This window comes from Halopenitus persicus, from assembly GCF_900107205.1.
In the GTDB taxonomy this organism is placed as follows: domain Archaea; phylum Halobacteriota; class Halobacteria; order Halobacteriales; family Haloferacaceae; genus Halopenitus; species Halopenitus persicus.
Genome location: NZ_FNPC01000011.1, coordinates 41,141 through 56,895 on the forward strand (window position 1 = coordinate 41,141; position 15,755 = coordinate 56,895).

The following is a 15,755-nucleotide window of genomic DNA, read 5'->3' on the forward strand; positions in this document are numbered from 1 at the left end:
CCGGCTACTCCGCGTCGTCGACTCGCCGTTGCCACTCCTGGACCCGCGTCGCGAGCTCCAGCGGCGGCGTCTCGTTGACGTCGACGTCGGCGAGCTCCTCGATCACGGCTTCGATCTCGGGATCGAGAGCGGGGGTTGGACCGCCGCGTCCGTCGCTTGCGACTGCCGTGTCGGCGTCATCGACCCGAGCGTCATTCCCGTCGCCGGCTTCGGGGTTTGACCCGTCGCCGGCTTCGGCGTCCGTCCCGTCGCCGTCCCCGACATCGGAGTCCGCGAACGACCCGGCCGAGAGGTCGAAGACCGCCTGGGTCGTTCCGGCACCCGATCCGCCGCTCGTCCCGCCCTCGCCGCCGCGTGCCTCGATCGCCTTCTCCTCGCGGAGGCGGTCGAGCACCTCCCCGGCCCGGTCGACGACCGGGTCCGGAACGCCGGCGATGTCGGCGACGTGGACGCCGTAGGACCGGTCGGTCGGTCCCTCGCGAACGGTCCACAGGAAGGTGACGTCGCCGTCGCCGTCGGCTTCGGTTCCGCCGTCGTCGACCGCGACGTGGACGTTCTCGACGCGCGGGAGGTGGTCCGCGAGCGTCGTGAGCTCGTGGTAGTGGGTCGCAAACAGCGTCCGGGCGCGCACCCGGTTGTGGAGGTACTCGGTGGCGGCCCACGCGATCGAGATCCCGTCGTAGGTCGCCGTCCCGCGGCCGACCTCGTCGAGGATGACCAGCGACTCCTCCGTCGCGGAATGGAGGATGTTCGACAGCTCCTGCATCTCGACCATGAACGTCGACCGGCCCTGTGCGAGCTCGTCGAGCGCGCCGACGCGCGTGTAGATCCCGTCCACGAGGCCGATGCGGGCCGACCGAGCCGGGACGAAGCTCCCGATCTGGGCAAGCAGCGTGATGAGCGCGGCCTGGCGCATATACGTCGACTTGCCGCTCATGTTCGGGCCGGTGACGATCAGGAAGCCGCGGTCCTCGTCGAGCCGGAGGTCGTTCGGGACGAAGTCGGTCGTTCGCTCGACGACGGGGTGCCGTCCCGCCTCGACGTCGAGCACGCCGGGGTCGGCGACCGTCGGCCGCGTCCAGTCGTTGGCTGCGGCGTGCTCCGCGAGCGAGCAGAGACCGTCGAGTTCCGCCAGCGCCCGGCCGACGGACTGCAACAGCCCGGACCGGGTCGCGACGCGCTCGCGCAGGTCGTCGAACAGCTCGGTTTCACGCTCCTCGCGCGCCTCCTCGATCCGGAGGATCTCCCGCTCGCGCTCGCGGAGCTCCTCGGTGACGAACCGCTTCGAGTTCTTCAGCGTCTTGATCTCCCGGTAGGCGTCGGGAACCCCGTCGGCCGAGGACTTGCCGACCTGGATGTAGTAGCCGTCGGTCTTGTTGCGGTCGACGGTGACGTGCGAGAGGCCGTGGCGGCGCTTCTCGCGGTCGGCCAGGCCGTCGAGCCACTCGAGCGCCTCCTCGTGGCGGTCGATCAGCTCGTCGAGATCGGCGTCGTAGCCGCGTGCGATGACGCCCTGTCCGGCCGTACTCGGGGGATCGTCAGCGAGCGCGTCCGCGAGTTCCGTCCGAAGGTCGCGTGCGGCCTCGCGGTCGAGGCCCGCAAACACGGCCGCGATCGGCGAGTCCGCAAGCGGCGTTTCCGCGATCGCCTCGGTGAGTTGCGGCAGGATCGCGAGCGTGTCGCGGACCGACAGCAGCTGCCGCGGGCCCGCGCTGCCCGAGGTGGCCCGGGCCGCCAACCGCTCGAGATCGTAGGCTCCCTCGAGGACCTCCCGGAGCTCGTCGCGGGCGAGCGCGGCGGCCGCGAGCGCTTCGACGGCGTCGTGTCGCCGCCGCAGCTCGGCGGCGTCCCGGTGCGGACGCGTGATCCACTCGCGGAGCAGCCGGCCGCCGGCGCTCGTGACGGTGTGATCGACCGTCTCGAGCAGCGAGCCGTCCGACGTGCCGCGGATCGTCTCGGTCAGCTCGAGGTTGCGCTGGGTCGTCGCGTCGAGCGCGACCCGGTCGGCGTCCCCGTCGGTCCGTAGCCGGGTGATCGACGCCAGGACGCCGGCGCCCGTCTCCTCGACGTACGCGAGCGCGGCGCCGGCGGCGCGAATCGGCAGGTCCGAATCCAGCCCGACCCCCTCCAGAGCTCCGTCGCCGAACTGGTCACGGACCGTTCGCCGCGCTCGTCCCGGGGCGAACGCCTCGCTCGTGTGTACCGAGAGCGTGGTCTCGACCGCCTCGCGGATCCCCTCGAGCAGCGCGTCGTCCTCGCGCACGCCGGGGCCGGGGACGATCTCCGCCGGATCGTGACGGTACAGCTCCGACCGGAGCTCGGCGGCGTCGGCCGCGGTCGTCACCCGGAACCGCCCGGTCGTCACGTCGACGAACGCGAGCCCGAAGGGACCGTCGGGGTCGTCATCGCCGGTTTCGGTCGGGTCCCCACCCACGGAGCCGTCCGCCCGAACGATCGTCGCGAGGTACTGCGCCTCGGCGTCGGTCGTCTCGAGGAAGGTCCCCGGCGTGACGACCCGGGTGATCTCGCGGGCGTGGCCGTCGTCCGTCTCGTACTGGTCGGCGACGGCGACGCGGTAGCCCCGGTCGACGAGCGCCCTGACGTACGGCGTCAGGTCGTCGATCGGAACGCCCGCCATCGGGTAGGAGGACCCGTGGGAGGACTTCTGGGAGACTTTTAAATCGAGCTCCTCGCCGACCGTCTCGGCGTCCTCGGCGAAGAACTCGTAGAAGTCGCCGCACTGCATCGTCAGGAGGTCGGCGTCGGTCTCGGATTTCAGCGCGAGGAACTCCTCGACGATCCCGGTGGCCATATACCCACCCTCCGGCGGTCGAAAGGTAAAACGCTGCGGTCGCCGCGGCCTCCGGGCCGGGACTAGGACGGGGACGAGCCGGGACCAGGACGGGGATGAGCCGGGACTAGGACGGGGACGAGCCGGGACCAGAACGGGGGCCAGACGGGATCGCTCAGGACGTCGCGGTCACCGGTCCAACCGCGTCGGGTTCACCGCGCCCGGACCGTCGCCGACGTCGTAGGCGCCGCGTATCGCGTCGCTCAGTTCCCGTGCGACCGCCTCGACCGCCGCCTCGAGCGGCTCGCCGCGCGCGAGCCGGGCGGCGATCGCGCTCGAAAGGGCGCATCCCGAACCGTGGGTCGCCGCGGTGTCGATCCGGGGCGAGACGACGTGAGTCGGCGCCGCGTCGTCGGCCGCGAGGAACACGTCGACGACGGAATCGTCCGACGGGGACCTCCCATCGAGATGCCCGCCGGTGACCAGCGCCGCGTCGGCGCCCGTCTCGAGGAGGTCGCGCGCGGCGGCGACTGCCGAGTCGACGTCGTCGACCTCGCGGCCGGTCAGAACCGACGCCTCGTCCGCGTTCGGAGTGACGAGGGTCGCCGCCGCGATGAGATCCGCGTAGGCGTCCTCGGCCGCCGGCGGGAGCAGCCGGTCGCCGGTTTCGGCGACCAGCACCGGATCGACGACGACGGGGCCATCGAATCCCGAGGCGCCGCTCGGTTCCGTTCCCGACGCCATCCCCGTCCCGCGTAGGCGATCGGTCACGACTTCGATGGTGTCCGCGGTCGCGAGCATCCCCGTCTTGACCGCGCCGACGTCGAAGTCCTCGACGACGGCGTCGTACTGGCGCTCGACGTGGTCGGTCGGCAGCGGGGAGACGTCGACCACGCCGCGGGTGTTCTGGGCGGTCGTCGCCGTCACCACTGACGTCCCGAAGACGCCGTGGGCGGTCATCGTCTTCAGGTCGGCCTGGATCCCGGCTCCGCCGCCGCTGTCGCTGCCCGCGATGGTGAGCGCCACCGGCGGTCGAACCGGATCCGCAGTCGCGTCGTCGGAATCGGTCATACCCCGTGGTATTCGTTAGTGGTATTAGAAAGTAATCATCAGCGTATATCCGTCCGTCTACGCCGATGCGGTGGAACGATGCCGAGAGTGGCGTCCGCCGATGCGCCGGACCGACGCCGAAAGTCGCCTACGCCGACGCGTCGGGGGCCTCGATGAGGCGTTCGAGGTGCTCCGGCGGGACGGCGCCGCGGGCGGCGTGGTCGCCGTAGATCCACGTCGGTACCCCGGAGACGCCGAACTCGCGGGCGTCGTCGAACGCGGCCGCGAGCCGGTCGTGCCACTCCCCGTCGTCGGTCGCGGCCGACCGGACGGCGTCGGGCTCGAGGCCGACGTCCGCGGCGACGTCGGCGATCACGTCGGGATCCCCGATGTCCCGGCCGTCGCGCCAGAGGGCGTCGAACAGCGCCTCGTCGAACGTGCGCCACGCATCGGGCTCGGTCTCGCGGACGTACAGGGAGGCCTGTTGGGTCGGCCAGGAGTCGACGTCCCGGCGCAGCGTCTGGGCCATCTCGGCGTCGTATCGCTCCCGCAGCTTGCGGACGTTCGCCTCGGCCTGCTCGTAGTAGTCGTCGTCCTTGCCGTCCTCGACGTCCGTCCGGATCTCCCCGTCGGGACCGCGCTTGTGTCCCCGGAGGTCGAACGGGCGCCACTCGAGCTCGACGGGCGACCCGCGGTCGTCCTCGTAGCGCTCGAGGGCGACGCGGCCGAGGTAACAGAACGGGCAGACGTAATCGGAGTACACGACGAGCGGTCGGTCGGTCATACCCCACGTTGGGCGGCGGCGGGCAAAAGGGCGGCGTCACGGGGGACGGCGTTACTGGGAAAACGAGACGGCGAGAGGCGGAAGTGGTGGCGGTCGCGTCGCTACAGCCCGGCGACGTCCTCGATTGCGTCGGTCAGGGTCCGGATGCTCTCGACGGTGTGTTCGCCCATGTGGCCGATCCGGAACGTCCGCTCGCCCAGGGTCGAGCCGTAGCCGTTCGAGAAGACCATGTCGTACTCCGCGGAGACGGCTTCGATCGTCGCGGCGACGTCGACGTCCCGCGTGTTCTCGATGCAGCTCACCGTCTGCGACTCGTACCCCTCCTCCGGGAAGAGGTCGAAGTGTTCGCGAGCCCACTCGCGAGTGTACGCCGCCATCTCGCGGTGGCGCTGATCACGCTCGTGGTGGCCCTCCTCGAGCATGTGCTTCATCTGTTTGCGGTACGCGAGCATGATCGGGATCGCGGGCGTGGAGTGCGTTTGCCCCTTGCGGTCGTAGTAATCGAGCGAGCGCTGGAAGCCGCCGTACCAGGAGGCCGACTCGGAGTCGATCTCGCGTTCGTAGGCGTCGTCGCTGACGACGCAGACCGCCAGCCCGGGCGGCATCGCGAACGCCTTCTGGACCGAGGTGAAGAGCGCGTCGATCCCGTGGTCGTCGATGGCGATGAAGTCGCCGCCGAGCGCGGAGACGGCGTCGACGATGAACAGCGTGTCCGGGTACTCGGCGACCACGTCGCCGATCTCCTCGACGGGGTTGCGGACCCCGGTCGAACTCTCGTTCATCACGCAGGTGACGGCGTCGTAGTCGGCGTCGGGCTCCTCGAGGGCCGCGCGCACGTCCTCCGGTTTGACGGCCCGCCCCCACTCGTACTCGAGGGTGTCGACGTCCTTGCCGAGCCGCTCGGCGACGTTGGCCTGGCGCTCGCTGAAGCTGCCGCAGGTCGTCACGAGGACGTTCTCGTCGACGAGGTTGCAGATCGCGCTCTCCATGAACTCGGTGCCGGAGGCGGTGAGCACGATGACGTCGTTGTCGGTCCCGAGGAAGGTCTTCGTGTCCTCGACGATCGTGGTGTACAGATCGGTCATCCGGTCCATCCGGTGGCCGAACATCGGCTCGGCCATCGCCTCGATAACGTCCTCGCGCACCTCGGTCGGGCCCGGGATGTACAGCGTCTTGTCCGCGTAGTCGCCGGTGTACTCGCGTTTCTCGGTCATAAGCAGGGGCTGGTACCGGTCCGTTGCCGGCAAGGTGGGATGGGTGTTTCGATACCGCCATCGTCCGCCGGCGGTGCCATCGGCGGCGGTCGCGGGAACCGACGCGGTGAGCAGCCACCGACCGGCGCGATGAGCAGCCACCGACCGACGCGGTGAGCGGCCGACCGCTTTTGGTGCCCGGCAGCGAGAAGGGAGTATGCAGCGATCGACGGTCGGGATCGCCGCCCTGCTCGTCGCGGTCGCGATCGGGCTTGCCGTCTCCGGCGTCGTTCCCGAGCCGGGCGTCGAACCCGACCAGGGGGCGGAACCGGAGCCCCCGTCGGTCCCGAAGGGATCGCTCGTGACGGTCGACGGGGAGTACGCGCTGTGGCCCTACACGAGCCGTGAGCGGTCGTCCGCCGGGCGGACGCTGGCGATCAACGTCGTCTTTCGGGACGACCCGGAGACGGTACGGGAAGCGCTCCGGAACGACTCGGATGCCGACTGGCGGAAGCCGCCCGACGCCGACACGACGGGGACCGAGCGAGAGGAGTCATCCGAAGCCGGCGTGAGCGCAAACGCGACCGCCGAGGAAACGAATGCGAGCTCCGCGAGCAACGGATCCGGAAGCGACGGATCCGGAAGCGACGGATCCGGAAGCGACGGATCCGGAAGCGACGGATCCGGAAGCGACGGATCCGGAAGCGACGGATCCGGAAGCGACGGATCCGCGACCGGCATCAACGTGAGCGACGTCGACGAGGAACTCATCGAGGAGGCCGTCACCACCGACTGGCAGCGTGCGCACGGCTCGCGGCGGTACGCGTACTTCGAACACGAGGGCGGGCACGGCACCTGGGTCGCGGAGACGTTCCAACTGCACGCCGGCACCTACCTCGGAACGCGGACCCACATCCGCGGATACGGGTCACCGGACGGGACCTACACGGCGATACAGGCCCACGGCGAGTACTACGACTGGTTCCGGCTCCGACACACGGTCACGGACGTCTCGGAGTCGGCGCGGACGGTCGAGGACGACTTCATCGGTTCGGACGCCACCGTCGCCCGGGAGTACCACGGGATCGACGGCGGGCGCAGCGACGGCTGGCTGTCGGTGATCGACCTCGCGGCGCTGCCGTTCCTCGCGGTCCTCCTCCGCCGGCCGACGCGCCGGTCGATCCGGATCGCCGGCCGGCGGCTCCTCGCGGACGCGGTCCGGCACCGATACGCCGCCCTCCTCGGCGTCGGGCTCGCCGCCCTCGTCCTCGGCGTCAGAGCGGCTGGAGTCACCTTCGAAACGGCGTATCCGACCCTCTCGCCGAAGATCGTCGCCGCGCCGCTGTACCTGGTCCTTGCGGTCGGGCTCCCCGCGTTCACCGCGTCGATCGCGGACCGCTGTGACCCGACGGTCGCGGTGTTGGGCGTGGCGCTCGGGCTCGGCGGCGGGTTTCTGATCGACTTCGCATCGCTCGGCGTCGCCGTGCCGGCTGGTCTGCTCGCCCATCGTGTCGCCGTCGTCGCCGCGCTGGCGACGATCGCGGCCGGACGGGCGATGGACGGGCGAGACGCGATGGACGGGCGAGACGCGATGGACGGGCGAGACGCGATGGACGATGACGGGGAGCTGGCGGTCGATGCCGACGCCGAGGAGACTCTCCCGGGGCTGGCGATCGTGGCCATGGGACTGTTCGGCTGGGCGATCGTGCTGGCGTTACCGCTCGCGGACGTGATCTGAGTACCGCTCGCGGACGTGACCCGAGGCTTGACGAAACGCGACCCTTCGGCACGGACCGGGCGAGACGCGCGGCATTCCGCGGACAGGTGCGGTGGTACCCCCGGAACAAGGAACGGTAACCGCAGGACTGTTATACGACAGCATACCAAGCATTCCGAACGAATGGGATCGAGACCGACCCGACGACAGGTGCTGGCGGCCACGGCTGCGACGGCCGCGAGCGGCAGCGTGTCGGGGTGTCTCGGCGCGGAGAAGAACGTCGCCGGACGCGACCAGCCGAGTCGGATGACGCTCACCATCACGACGCTTCCCGCCGACAGCGACCCACACGCGATCCGGATCGTCAGGCACCTCGCCGAGCATCTCGAGGCGGTCGGCATCGAGCCCCGCATCCGGACGGTCGACGACGCCGGCCTGTATCGGGAGATCCTCATCAACCACGACTTCGACGCCTACGTGGGACAGTTCCCGAGCGCCGACCCGATCGATCCCGACGCCCTCTACTCGCTGTTGCACTCCTCGTTCGTCGCCGAGCCCGGGTGGCAGAACCCCTTCGGACTCACCGACCCGGCGATCGACGATCTCCTCGACCGGCAGCGACGAGCCGACCGCGAGGACCGACGGCGGGCGGTTACGGAGCTACAGGACGCCGTCGCTCGCAGACAGCCGTTCACCGTCGTCGCGTTCCCGGACATGCTGACCGCGGTGCACGACGACCGGTTCATCGGGTGGGAGCGGACCCGCCCGGCGACGTCCGAGGGACTGCTCGAGTTGGACGCGAACGCCGCGGCCGGAACGGCGACGGGCGATGGGAGCCCGAACGAGGAACCGACGGACGGTGAGGACCGGGACGAGGAACCGACCGACGATGAGGGCCGGGACGGGGAACCGACGGACGAGGAACCGGCGAACGATGAGGACCGGGACGGGGACTCGACGAACGAGCGACGGCTGCGTCTCGTCACGACCGACTCACGGATCACGACCAATCGGAACCCGATAGCGCCGGAACACCGTCGATACGGAACGTTCACGGGGCTCGTGTATGACCCGCTCGTGCGAGCGATCGACGGCGAGGAGGTTCCGTGGCTCGCACGTCGGGTCGTCCGCGTCGACGACCGAACGGTCCGGATCGATATGCGCGAGGCGGTCTGGCACGACGGGGAGCCCGTCACCGCGGACGACGCCGCGTTCACCTACGCGTTCCTGGCTGACACCTCGCTCGGCGAGGCCGAAACGCCGATCCCGTCGCCCCGCTTTCGCGGTCGGTCGACGCTCGTCGACTCGGCGACCGCGGTCGGGGAGCGAACCCTCGAGATCCGGTTCACGGACGCGGCGGCCGCGACGCAGCGCCGAGCACTGACGGTTCCGATCCTCCCCGAGCACGTCTGGCGCTCCCGAACCGGCCTGGTGGATATCCCGGTCGGGATCTCGATCAACGAGATGACGACCGAGGCACAGGTGTGGGAGAACCCGGATCCCGTGGGCAGTGGTCCGCTCCGGTTCCGCGAGGCGGAGGCGGACGAGCGGGTCGTCCTCGAGCGGAACCCGGCACACCCGATCGCGACGAGACCCGAGTCGTTCCCCGAGCCGGTCCGCGGGAAACCCGCCTTCGAGACGCTCGAGCTGCGGGTCGTTCCCTCCGACGTCGCCGCGGTCCAGCAGGTCGGCGACGGGCTCGCGGACGCGAGCACCTCGAACCTCGGCCCGGACGCCGTCCCCCGAATCGGCAGGGAAGCGGCGGCTCGTCTGGTTAGCCGTCGATCGGGCGCGTTCTATCACGTCGGATACAACACACGACGGGTACCGCTGTCGAACCCGTACTTCCGGCGGGTGATCGCTCGGCTGCTGGACAAGACCGAGCTCGTGAGGTCGGCGTTCCAGGGGTACGCTCGGCCGGCAGCGTCGCCGCTCGCGCTGTCGGGATCGTGGCTCGCCGACGAGTTACGCTGGACGGACGGCGACCCGGCGACCCCCTTCTTCGGGACCGACGGCGAACTCGACGCCGCAGCCGCGCGGGAGGCGCTTCGGGAGATCGGCTATCGATACGACGAGGACGGCGCCCTGCTGGTCCCGGACGCCGCGGAATGATCGTCGTTATCTCGGTCGTGGCGTGGCTGTTCATCGTCGTCGCGTCGCTGTGTCTCGTGGTCGGAATGGCGATCCTCGACCGCGGTCGGATCGCCCGGCTCGGAACGAATCTGCGACGGTACCCCTGGGCGCTCCGGCGGGAGATCCTCGGGCTCCTGGCCGTGCTGGCCGCGAGCGCGGTCGGACGCGGCGCGCTCCAGTCGGTCTCGGAGGTGTACGGGTGGCGTGCCACGGGGACGATCGTCGCGATCGAGGGAACGTTCGTCGCCTGGGTGCAGGCGTCGCTGTTCTCGCCGGTCGCGACCCGATACTTCTCGTGGATATACATCTACGCGTACGTCTTCCTGCTCGTCTTCCCGGTCATCGTCTACGGGTCGCGACGGACGCCGACGACGCTCAGGCGGCTGCTCGTCGCGTACGCGCTCAACTACGGGATCGGGCTGATCGTCTATACGATCGTCTTCGCACACGGTCCGCGAAACGTGATGCCCGACCTCGTGACGTCGCTGCTTTTCACCCACAACCCTGACTTCCAGGAGCTGGCCGCCCAGGTCAACGAGAACGCGAACGTCTTCCCGTCGCTGCACACCTCGCTGTCGATGACGGTCGCGACGTTCGCCTACCGGACGCGCGATTCGGATCCCGCCTGGACCGTCCTGGCGGCGTGGATCGCCGTCTCGGTCTGGATCGCGACGATGTACCTCGGGATCCACTGGCTGATCGACGTCCTCGGCGGGATCGTCCTCGCGCTCGGCTGCGTGGCGGCGGCGGTTCGGATCGTCGATCCGGATCCCCGAGACGGGGTCGAATCGGTGGACGGCGGGGGAACGAATCCCGAGTGAGTCGGTCAGGCCAGGAAAACGTGGCGCGGGCGGTCCGCGAGAACCTCCCGGCCGAACTGAACCGTCTCGGCGAACTCGTCGGAGCGGAAGAAGGACATCGCGTCCTCCTTCGCGCGCCACTGGCTGGCGATGAACGTGTCGTTCTCGTCCTCGACGTTGACCAGCAGGTCGGTCTTGAGGTGGCCGTCCATTCCCTCGAGCAGCTCGCCGACCGCGTCGAACCGCTCGAGGAACGCCTCGCGGTGATCGGGCTCGATCGTGTAGAACATCCCCATCGTCCCGAAGCCGGACTCCTCGCCGGCGCGCTCGACGATCCCCGGCAGCTCCGAGAGGAAGCCGGCCGCGGTCTCGGCGGCGGAGGCCGTCTCCCAGATCGAGACGACCGCCGACCGGCCGCCGTCGCGGGCCTCGTAGACCGCCGTCTTCACGTGGGTGTCGTAGTGGTCGAAGTTGCCGCGCAGCCCCTCGACCTCCTCGAAGAGGTCGTCGACGTCGGCCTCGCTGTACAGGACCGTCGCGAAGACGTCCTCCCCGTGGGGCTGGCCGGCGTAGATGTCGAGGTCGGCGAGTTCGCCCCGGATCGAGTCGGGGTCCGCGTCGGCGGAGGCATCGGCCTCGCCGCGGTGACCGTCGCCGTCCTCGCTGCCGTGATGGTGACCGTCGCCGTCCCCGCCGTGATGGTGATCGTCGCCGTCCCCGCCGTGATGGTGTCCATCTCCGCCGTGATGGTGATCGTCTTCGCCACCGTGGTGGTGACCGTCCGCGCCATCGTGTTGGTGACCGTCGCCGTCACCGCCGTACTCGCGCGTCGGGACCTTCGCGCCGTCGAGGTACGCGCCGAGGTCGGCGGGCGGGAAGCGCCGCCCCACGAGGAAGTCGCCGAACTCGCCGTACCGGGAGGAGGCGGGGTCGAAGCGCATCTCGTAGACGATGTCCTTGAGGTCCGTGGGGTCGGCGCCGAAGAGGGTGACGCCCCACTCGTGGGTGTCGAAGCCGACCGAGGAGGCGATCACCTGCTTGATGCGGCCGGCGTACTCGCGGCCGACCTCGCCGTGGCCCGCCATCAGCTCGGCGCGGTCCTCGAAGGAGAGGTCGTACCAGTTGTACTCCTCGCCGCGGCGCTTGCTCATCGGGTAGAAGGAGACGTACTCGTCGTCGGGGATCTCGGGTTTGAGCTTCCCCTCGATGTAGCGGCGCAGTCCCTCGTCGATCTCCTCCTCGTTCCCCTCGAAGTAGTCGTCGGAGACGTAGCCCGAGACCTCCGTGACGGTGACGTAGGAGGTCTCCCGCTCGGTGAAGGCGGCGAAGGCGGTGTCCTCGAACCGGCGTTCGATCGCCGAGAGGTCGTCGAGTTCGGGTCGGAAGTGGAGGAACAGCAGGTCGCCCTTGTGTCCGAGGACCGAGAAGACCGCCGAGTCGCCCGCCTCGGCGTCGGCGACCGACTCCCGGCGGGCCAGAAACGTCCGACCCTCCTCGATCGCCCGCTCGCGTTCGTGCTCGGGTGCCGCCCGCCAGGCGTCCCAGTCGATCGACCGGACGTCGTGGAGGGCGAACCATCCTTCGTCGGTTTGTGGCGCCTCGACCATACCCGGGGTTCGGGCGCCGGGACTTAGGGGTTTGCGAGTCGTCGCGACGGCGGCCGATGGAGGCCGGGGCGTGCTCGGGCGTCGTCGGCGCCGGTGCCGGTCGATCCGACATCGACCGGACCGGCCTGGAAACGACAACCGTTTGTAAGCCGCTCCAGTGAGTGTGGATATGTTACTGACCGTCTCCGGCCCGCCGGGAAGCGGGAAGAGTACCACGGCCGTCGGACTCGCGGAGGCGCTCGACCTCGAGCACGTCAGCGGCGGCGACATCTTCCGCGAGATGGCCGCCGAGAACGACATGACGCCGGTCGAGTTCAACGAACACGCCGAGACCGACGACCGGATCGACCGCGACCTCGACCGCCGCCTCCGGGAGATCGCGACGACGCGGGACGACGTCGTCCTCGAGTCCCGGCTGGCCGGCTGGCTGGCCGGCGACCACGCCGACGTCCGGATCTGGCTCGATGCCCCCCTCGACGTCCGCGCGGCCCGGATCGCCGACCGCGAGGGGAAGGACGTCGACCGGGCCCGCGAGGAGACGCGCCGGCGCGAGGCAAGCGAGGCGAAGCGCTACCGGGAGTACTACGACATCGACATCGAGGACCTCTCCATCTACGACGTCGTCTACAACACCGCACGGTGGGGCCCGGAGGCAGTCCTCGAGTCGCTCGTCGCGACCGTGGAGGCCTACGAACCCGCGCTCGACGAGGGCAAACACCCCGTCGAGGGCGTCCGATACGACTTTTAAGCGATCGGAACCGAAGGAACACGAGCACCGAATGGTCGACGACACCGACGCCGAGGATCACGACGCCGACGCTCACGCTACCGCCGGTGATGCTGCAGCCGAGGGCAACGCCGGAGCCGGTTCCGAAGCCGCATCCAGCCCCGGTTCCGAAGCCGCATCCACCCCCGACTCCGCGTCCCCGGCGGACCGCCTCCGGCCGGCCCCCGAGGACCGGTCGCCGGCGGAGCTGCTGCGGTTCGGCGTGGTCAACCTGGACAAGCCGGCCGGGCCCTCCTCCCACCAGGTGTCCGCGTGGGTGCGGGACGGGATCAACGACGCCCTCGCCGACCTCGATCCGGACGGACCGGGCATCGACGGCGTCGCTCACTCCGGGACGCTCGACCCGAAGGTGACGGGCTGTCTCCCGACGCTCACCGGGACCGCCACGCGGGCGGCCCAGGTGTTCCTCGAGGGGCGCAAGGAGTACGTCGCCGAGCTGGAGCTGCACGCGTCGGCGCCGTCGGATCTGGAGGCCGTCGTCGGCGAGTTCGAGGGGGAGATCTACCAGAAACCCCCCCGGAAGAGCGCCGTGAGCCGGCGGCTCCGGACGCGGACGATCCACGAGCTGGACGTCCTCGAAGTCGAGGACCGTCGCGCGCTCCTCCGGATCCGGTGTGAGTCGGGGACCTACGTCCGCAAGCTGTGTCACGACCTCGGACTCGCGCTGGGCACGGGCGGCCATATGGGCGCGCTGCGTCGCACCGCGACCGACCCCTTCGACGACGCCGACCTCCACACGCTGCAGGACCTGTGGGACGCGCTGGCGTGGGCCCGGGAGGGCGACGCCGAATACCTCCGGGGGGTCGTTCGACCCGCGGAGGACGCCCTCGAGCACCTGCCCGCCGTCACGATCGCCCTCTCGACGGCCGCGAACGTCGCCACCGGCGCGCCCGTCTACGCGCCGGGCGTGATCGACGTCGACCGCGGCGGGGAACCGGTCGGTGACGCCGACGAGGCCCCGCTCGTCGCCTGCTACCTGCCGAACGGGAGCGCGGTCTGTCTCGGCCGGCTCGTCGGCGATCCCGACGCCGAGTCGGGGACCGTCGTCGACCTCGAGCGCGTGCTCGTCTAGGCGCCGCGGGGACTCCCCGGCCGACGGTCGCCGTGACGAGGGGTGAAACGAAGCGCTTAATTAAGGGACACCCTTCGATTCGAACGCACCCTGGGACCATGGGGTAGTGGTATCCTATGCCGATGGGGTCGGTATGACCCGAGTTCGATTCTCGGTGGTCCCATTCGTTTTCTCACGGAAGCGTTCCGTCGCTCCGATTCGGGGAGATCCTCCGCAGCCAGCTCCCCGCGAGGTCTCCCTCGCGATGCCGATCCGGGAGGACGTCACGAGCCTCCGGACAGGCTCGGGCGAAGAAGCGCTCTCCGCGCCGTTTAAACCGATTAAACGGGCTAAATTCGTCGAAACTCCGGACGACGGTCGTCCCGGTTTATGTCCCTCACGGCCGTTTCGTCGACCGCAATGTCAGTCCCAAAAACGCTGCTTGCGGCACTGGCGGTTCTGCTCGTCGTCGGAGGCGGCGCCGCGGCAACGGGCCTCGCACAGACGGACGCCGGCGCGTCGTCGGCGTCCGTATCTGACCTGGAGATGGACGCGGTTCTGGACGCCGAAACGGTCACGGTGACCGTGACCGACGACGGTGCACCCGTCGAGAACGCCTCGGTCACCGTCGAAGGGGAAACGGAGGTGACCGCCACCACCGACGCGGAGGGAACCGCGACGGTCAACCGTTCGGCGCTCGTCGAGGATGACGAGTCGCTTGAGGAGCTCGAGATCGAGTACGAATCCGACCACGCCGAGGGCGAACTGGAGTACGTCGTCGCGGATGGTTCGCTGACTCTCCTCGAGGAGGAGTACGAGTACGAGGTCGAAGATCAGGACGACGAAACGGAGGATGACGATGCGGAGGACGACGAGGGAGAGGCGGCCGACGAGGCTGATGAGAACGATGAGGGAGAGGCGGCCGACGAGGCTGATGAGAACGACGATGACGACGAGGCAGACGATGACGACGAGGAAGCGGAGAACGAAGAGGATGACGATGACGACGATGACGATGACGACGATGACGAGGCGGACGACTGATCCCTCGTCGGACCCCCCGCTTCCCCGCCGGAAGTGAGGCGGCCGTCGGTCCACGCATCCGCGACCGAAGCGTGCGGGTCACCGGCGTTCCGGCCGTCGACTCCGCGATCGACCGCGTTGGTCCGGATCGGTCGCGGCGGCGGACCGGGGTCGGTCACAGGAGCTCGCGGCAGCGATCCGCAAAGGTAGCGAGCCGAATATCCGCGCCGGAATCGATGCTTGCGAAGAGACCGGTGAACCGCTCGTCCAGGAAGTGGAAGGTCGTGATCTCGTCGAACCGATGCATTGAGCAGTGGAGCTCGCCCGCCTCGAACAGCTGTTCGAGGTACTCCCGTCCCATCCCCTGAATGACGAGTTCGTCGTGGATCTCCTCCGCGACGGTCTCCACTTTCGGCTCGACGTCGCCGCGAACGTATATCGGATCGTACCCCTCCCGGTCGTAGGTCGCAAGCACTCGAAGGGCACCGTTCGCCTCCTGACGGATCGCATCGATCTCGTCTTGGGGAGTGATACCTATATGCACAGTCTACCACGAGCGAAGTGTTGAATCCATCGCCGATCGAGGCACGGAGTGGGACGATCGAAAGCGATCCGGCGAATTTTCCCACGACGTCGATTCTCCTCACGCGATCGGTTCTCCCCACGACATCGATCAGTCCATGACGTCGAGCACGATCCGCGTCGACCGAACTGCTCGGCGGATCGCCCGCCGTGCCCGTGGATCCCTCTCCCTGAACCATATTTATATTCCCTTTATTGTATATATACGTACGAATCAATCCTTTTACGTGGCGAGTC

12 protein-coding genes and 1 tRNA gene are annotated in these 15,755 nt (G+C 69.3%); 7 read left to right on the plus strand and 6 right to left on the minus strand.

The features are described from left to right. Nucleotides 1-4: 4 nt before the first annotated feature. From mutS to BLV25_RS14515, 4 genes are all read right to left on the minus strand, one after another. Nucleotides 5-2,812 (minus strand): DNA mismatch repair protein MutS, encoded by a 2,808-nt coding sequence (mutS, locus tag BLV25_RS14500; protein ID WP_092734615.1) that lies wholly within the window; start codon nucleotides 2,810-2,812, stop codon nucleotides 5-7. Nucleotides 2,813-2,980: 168 nt separating this feature from the next. Further along, nucleotides 2,981-3,862, minus strand: coding sequence for a bifunctional hydroxymethylpyrimidine kinase/phosphomethylpyrimidine kinase (gene thiD, locus BLV25_RS14505; protein WP_092734618.1), 882 nt, complete (start codon nucleotides 3,860-3,862; stop codon nucleotides 2,981-2,983). A gap of 127 nt (nucleotides 3,863-3,989) precedes the next feature. After that, a complete protein-coding gene (locus tag BLV25_RS14510; protein WP_021072481.1) occupies nucleotides 3,990-4,625 on the minus strand; it encodes a DsbA family oxidoreductase in 636 nt (211 codons plus the stop codon). Between the two features lie 101 nt (nucleotides 4,626-4,726). Further along, nucleotides 4,727-5,839 carry a pyridoxal-phosphate-dependent aminotransferase family protein gene (locus tag BLV25_RS14515; RefSeq protein WP_092734621.1) on the minus strand — a complete coding sequence of 371 codons (1,113 nt, stop codon included), beginning with the start codon at nucleotides 5,837-5,839 and terminating at the stop codon, nucleotides 4,727-4,729. A 196-nt stretch (nucleotides 5,840-6,035) separates the two neighbouring features. On the opposite strand from BLV25_RS14515, the gene BLV25_RS14525 reads away from it, so the two are divergent. From BLV25_RS14525 to BLV25_RS14535, 3 genes are all read left to right on the plus strand, one after another. Beyond that, on the plus strand, nucleotides 6,036-7,556 hold the full coding sequence (locus BLV25_RS14525; protein ID WP_176819505.1) for a hypothetical protein: 1,521 nt from the start codon (nucleotides 6,036-6,038) through the stop codon (nucleotides 7,554-7,556). 162 nt (nucleotides 7,557-7,718) lie between these two features. Continuing rightward, nucleotides 7,719-9,647: an ABC transporter substrate-binding protein gene (locus tag BLV25_RS14530; RefSeq protein WP_092734630.1), complete on the plus strand. Its 1,929-nt coding sequence runs from the start codon at nucleotides 7,719-7,721 to the stop codon at nucleotides 9,645-9,647. Continuing rightward, nucleotides 9,644-10,489: a phosphatase PAP2 family protein gene (locus tag BLV25_RS14535; RefSeq protein ID WP_092734633.1), complete on the plus strand. Its 846-nt coding sequence runs from the start codon at nucleotides 9,644-9,646 to the stop codon at nucleotides 10,487-10,489. Before BLV25_RS14530 ends, BLV25_RS14535 begins: the two co-directional genes overlap by 4 nt. Before the next feature lie 5 nt (nucleotides 10,490-10,494). Here the strand turns inward: BLV25_RS14535 and BLV25_RS14540 are convergent, their stop codons facing one another. Beyond that, on the minus strand, nucleotides 10,495-12,075 hold the full coding sequence (locus BLV25_RS14540) for a heme-binding protein (RefSeq protein WP_092734636.1): 1,581 nt from the start codon (nucleotides 12,073-12,075) through the stop codon (nucleotides 10,495-10,497). A 169-nt stretch (nucleotides 12,076-12,244) separates the two neighbouring features. On the opposite strand from BLV25_RS14540, the gene cmk reads away from it, so the two are divergent. From cmk to BLV25_RS17530, 4 genes are all read left to right on the plus strand, one after another. Beyond that, nucleotides 12,245-12,823, plus strand: coding sequence for a (d)CMP kinase (gene cmk / locus BLV25_RS14545; RefSeq protein ID WP_021072475.1), 579 nt, complete (start codon nucleotides 12,245-12,247; stop codon nucleotides 12,821-12,823). Between the two features lie 31 nt (nucleotides 12,824-12,854). Then, nucleotides 12,855-13,934 carry an RNA-guided pseudouridylation complex pseudouridine synthase subunit Cbf5 gene (locus tag BLV25_RS14550; RefSeq protein WP_092734639.1) on the plus strand — a complete coding sequence of 360 codons (1,080 nt, stop codon included), beginning with the start codon at nucleotides 12,855-12,857 and terminating at the stop codon, nucleotides 13,932-13,934. Nucleotides 13,935-14,026: 92 nt separating this feature from the next. After that, nucleotides 14,027-14,097 (plus strand) — tRNA-Pro (locus tag BLV25_RS14555). 236 nt (nucleotides 14,098-14,333) lie between these two features. Next, complete coding sequence (locus BLV25_RS17530) at nucleotides 14,334-14,957, plus strand: hypothetical protein (RefSeq protein ID WP_176819506.1); 624 nt, start codon at nucleotides 14,334-14,336, stop codon at nucleotides 14,955-14,957. Between the two features lie 154 nt (nucleotides 14,958-15,111). Here BLV25_RS17530 and BLV25_RS14565 read toward each other — a convergent pair whose 3' ends face one another. After that, nucleotides 15,112-15,480 carry a hypothetical protein gene (locus tag BLV25_RS14565; protein WP_218128649.1) on the minus strand — a complete coding sequence of 123 codons (369 nt, stop codon included), beginning with the start codon at nucleotides 15,478-15,480 and terminating at the stop codon, nucleotides 15,112-15,114. Between the last annotated feature and the right edge of the window lie 275 nt (nucleotides 15,481-15,755).

What these genes read in the sequence shown, in the direction of transcription:
- mutS (WP_092734615.1), bottom strand. Translation starts at nt 2,812, where the DNA reads ATGGCCACCGGGATCGTCGAGGAGTTCCTCGCGCTGAAATCCGAGACC.
- thiD (WP_092734618.1), bottom strand. Translation starts at nt 3,862, where the DNA reads ATGACCGATTCCGACGACGCGACTGCGGATCCGGTTCGACCGCCGGTG.
- BLV25_RS14510 (WP_021072481.1), bottom strand. Translation starts at nt 4,625, where the DNA reads ATGACCGACCGACCGCTCGTCGTGTACTCCGATTACGTCTGCCCGTTC.
- BLV25_RS14515 (WP_092734621.1), bottom strand. Translation starts at nt 5,839, where the DNA reads ATGACCGAGAAACGCGAGTACACCGGCGACTACGCGGACAAGACGCTG.
- BLV25_RS14525 (WP_176819505.1), top strand. Translation starts at nt 6,036, where the DNA reads ATGCAGCGATCGACGGTCGGGATCGCCGCCCTGCTCGTCGCGGTCGCG.
- BLV25_RS14530 (WP_092734630.1), top strand. Translation starts at nt 7,719, where the DNA reads ATGGGATCGAGACCGACCCGACGACAGGTGCTGGCGGCCACGGCTGCG.
- BLV25_RS14535 (WP_092734633.1), top strand. Translation starts at nt 9,644, where the DNA reads ATGATCGTCGTTATCTCGGTCGTGGCGTGGCTGTTCATCGTCGTCGCG.
- BLV25_RS14540 (WP_092734636.1), bottom strand. Translation starts at nt 12,075, where the DNA reads ATGGTCGAGGCGCCACAAACCGACGAAGGATGGTTCGCCCTCCACGAC.
- cmk (WP_021072475.1), top strand. Translation starts at nt 12,245, where the DNA reads ATGTTACTGACCGTCTCCGGCCCGCCGGGAAGCGGGAAGAGTACCACG.
- BLV25_RS14550 (WP_092734639.1), top strand. Translation starts at nt 12,855, where the DNA reads ATGGTCGACGACACCGACGCCGAGGATCACGACGCCGACGCTCACGCT.
- BLV25_RS17530 (WP_176819506.1), top strand. Translation starts at nt 14,334, where the DNA reads ATGTCAGTCCCAAAAACGCTGCTTGCGGCACTGGCGGTTCTGCTCGTC.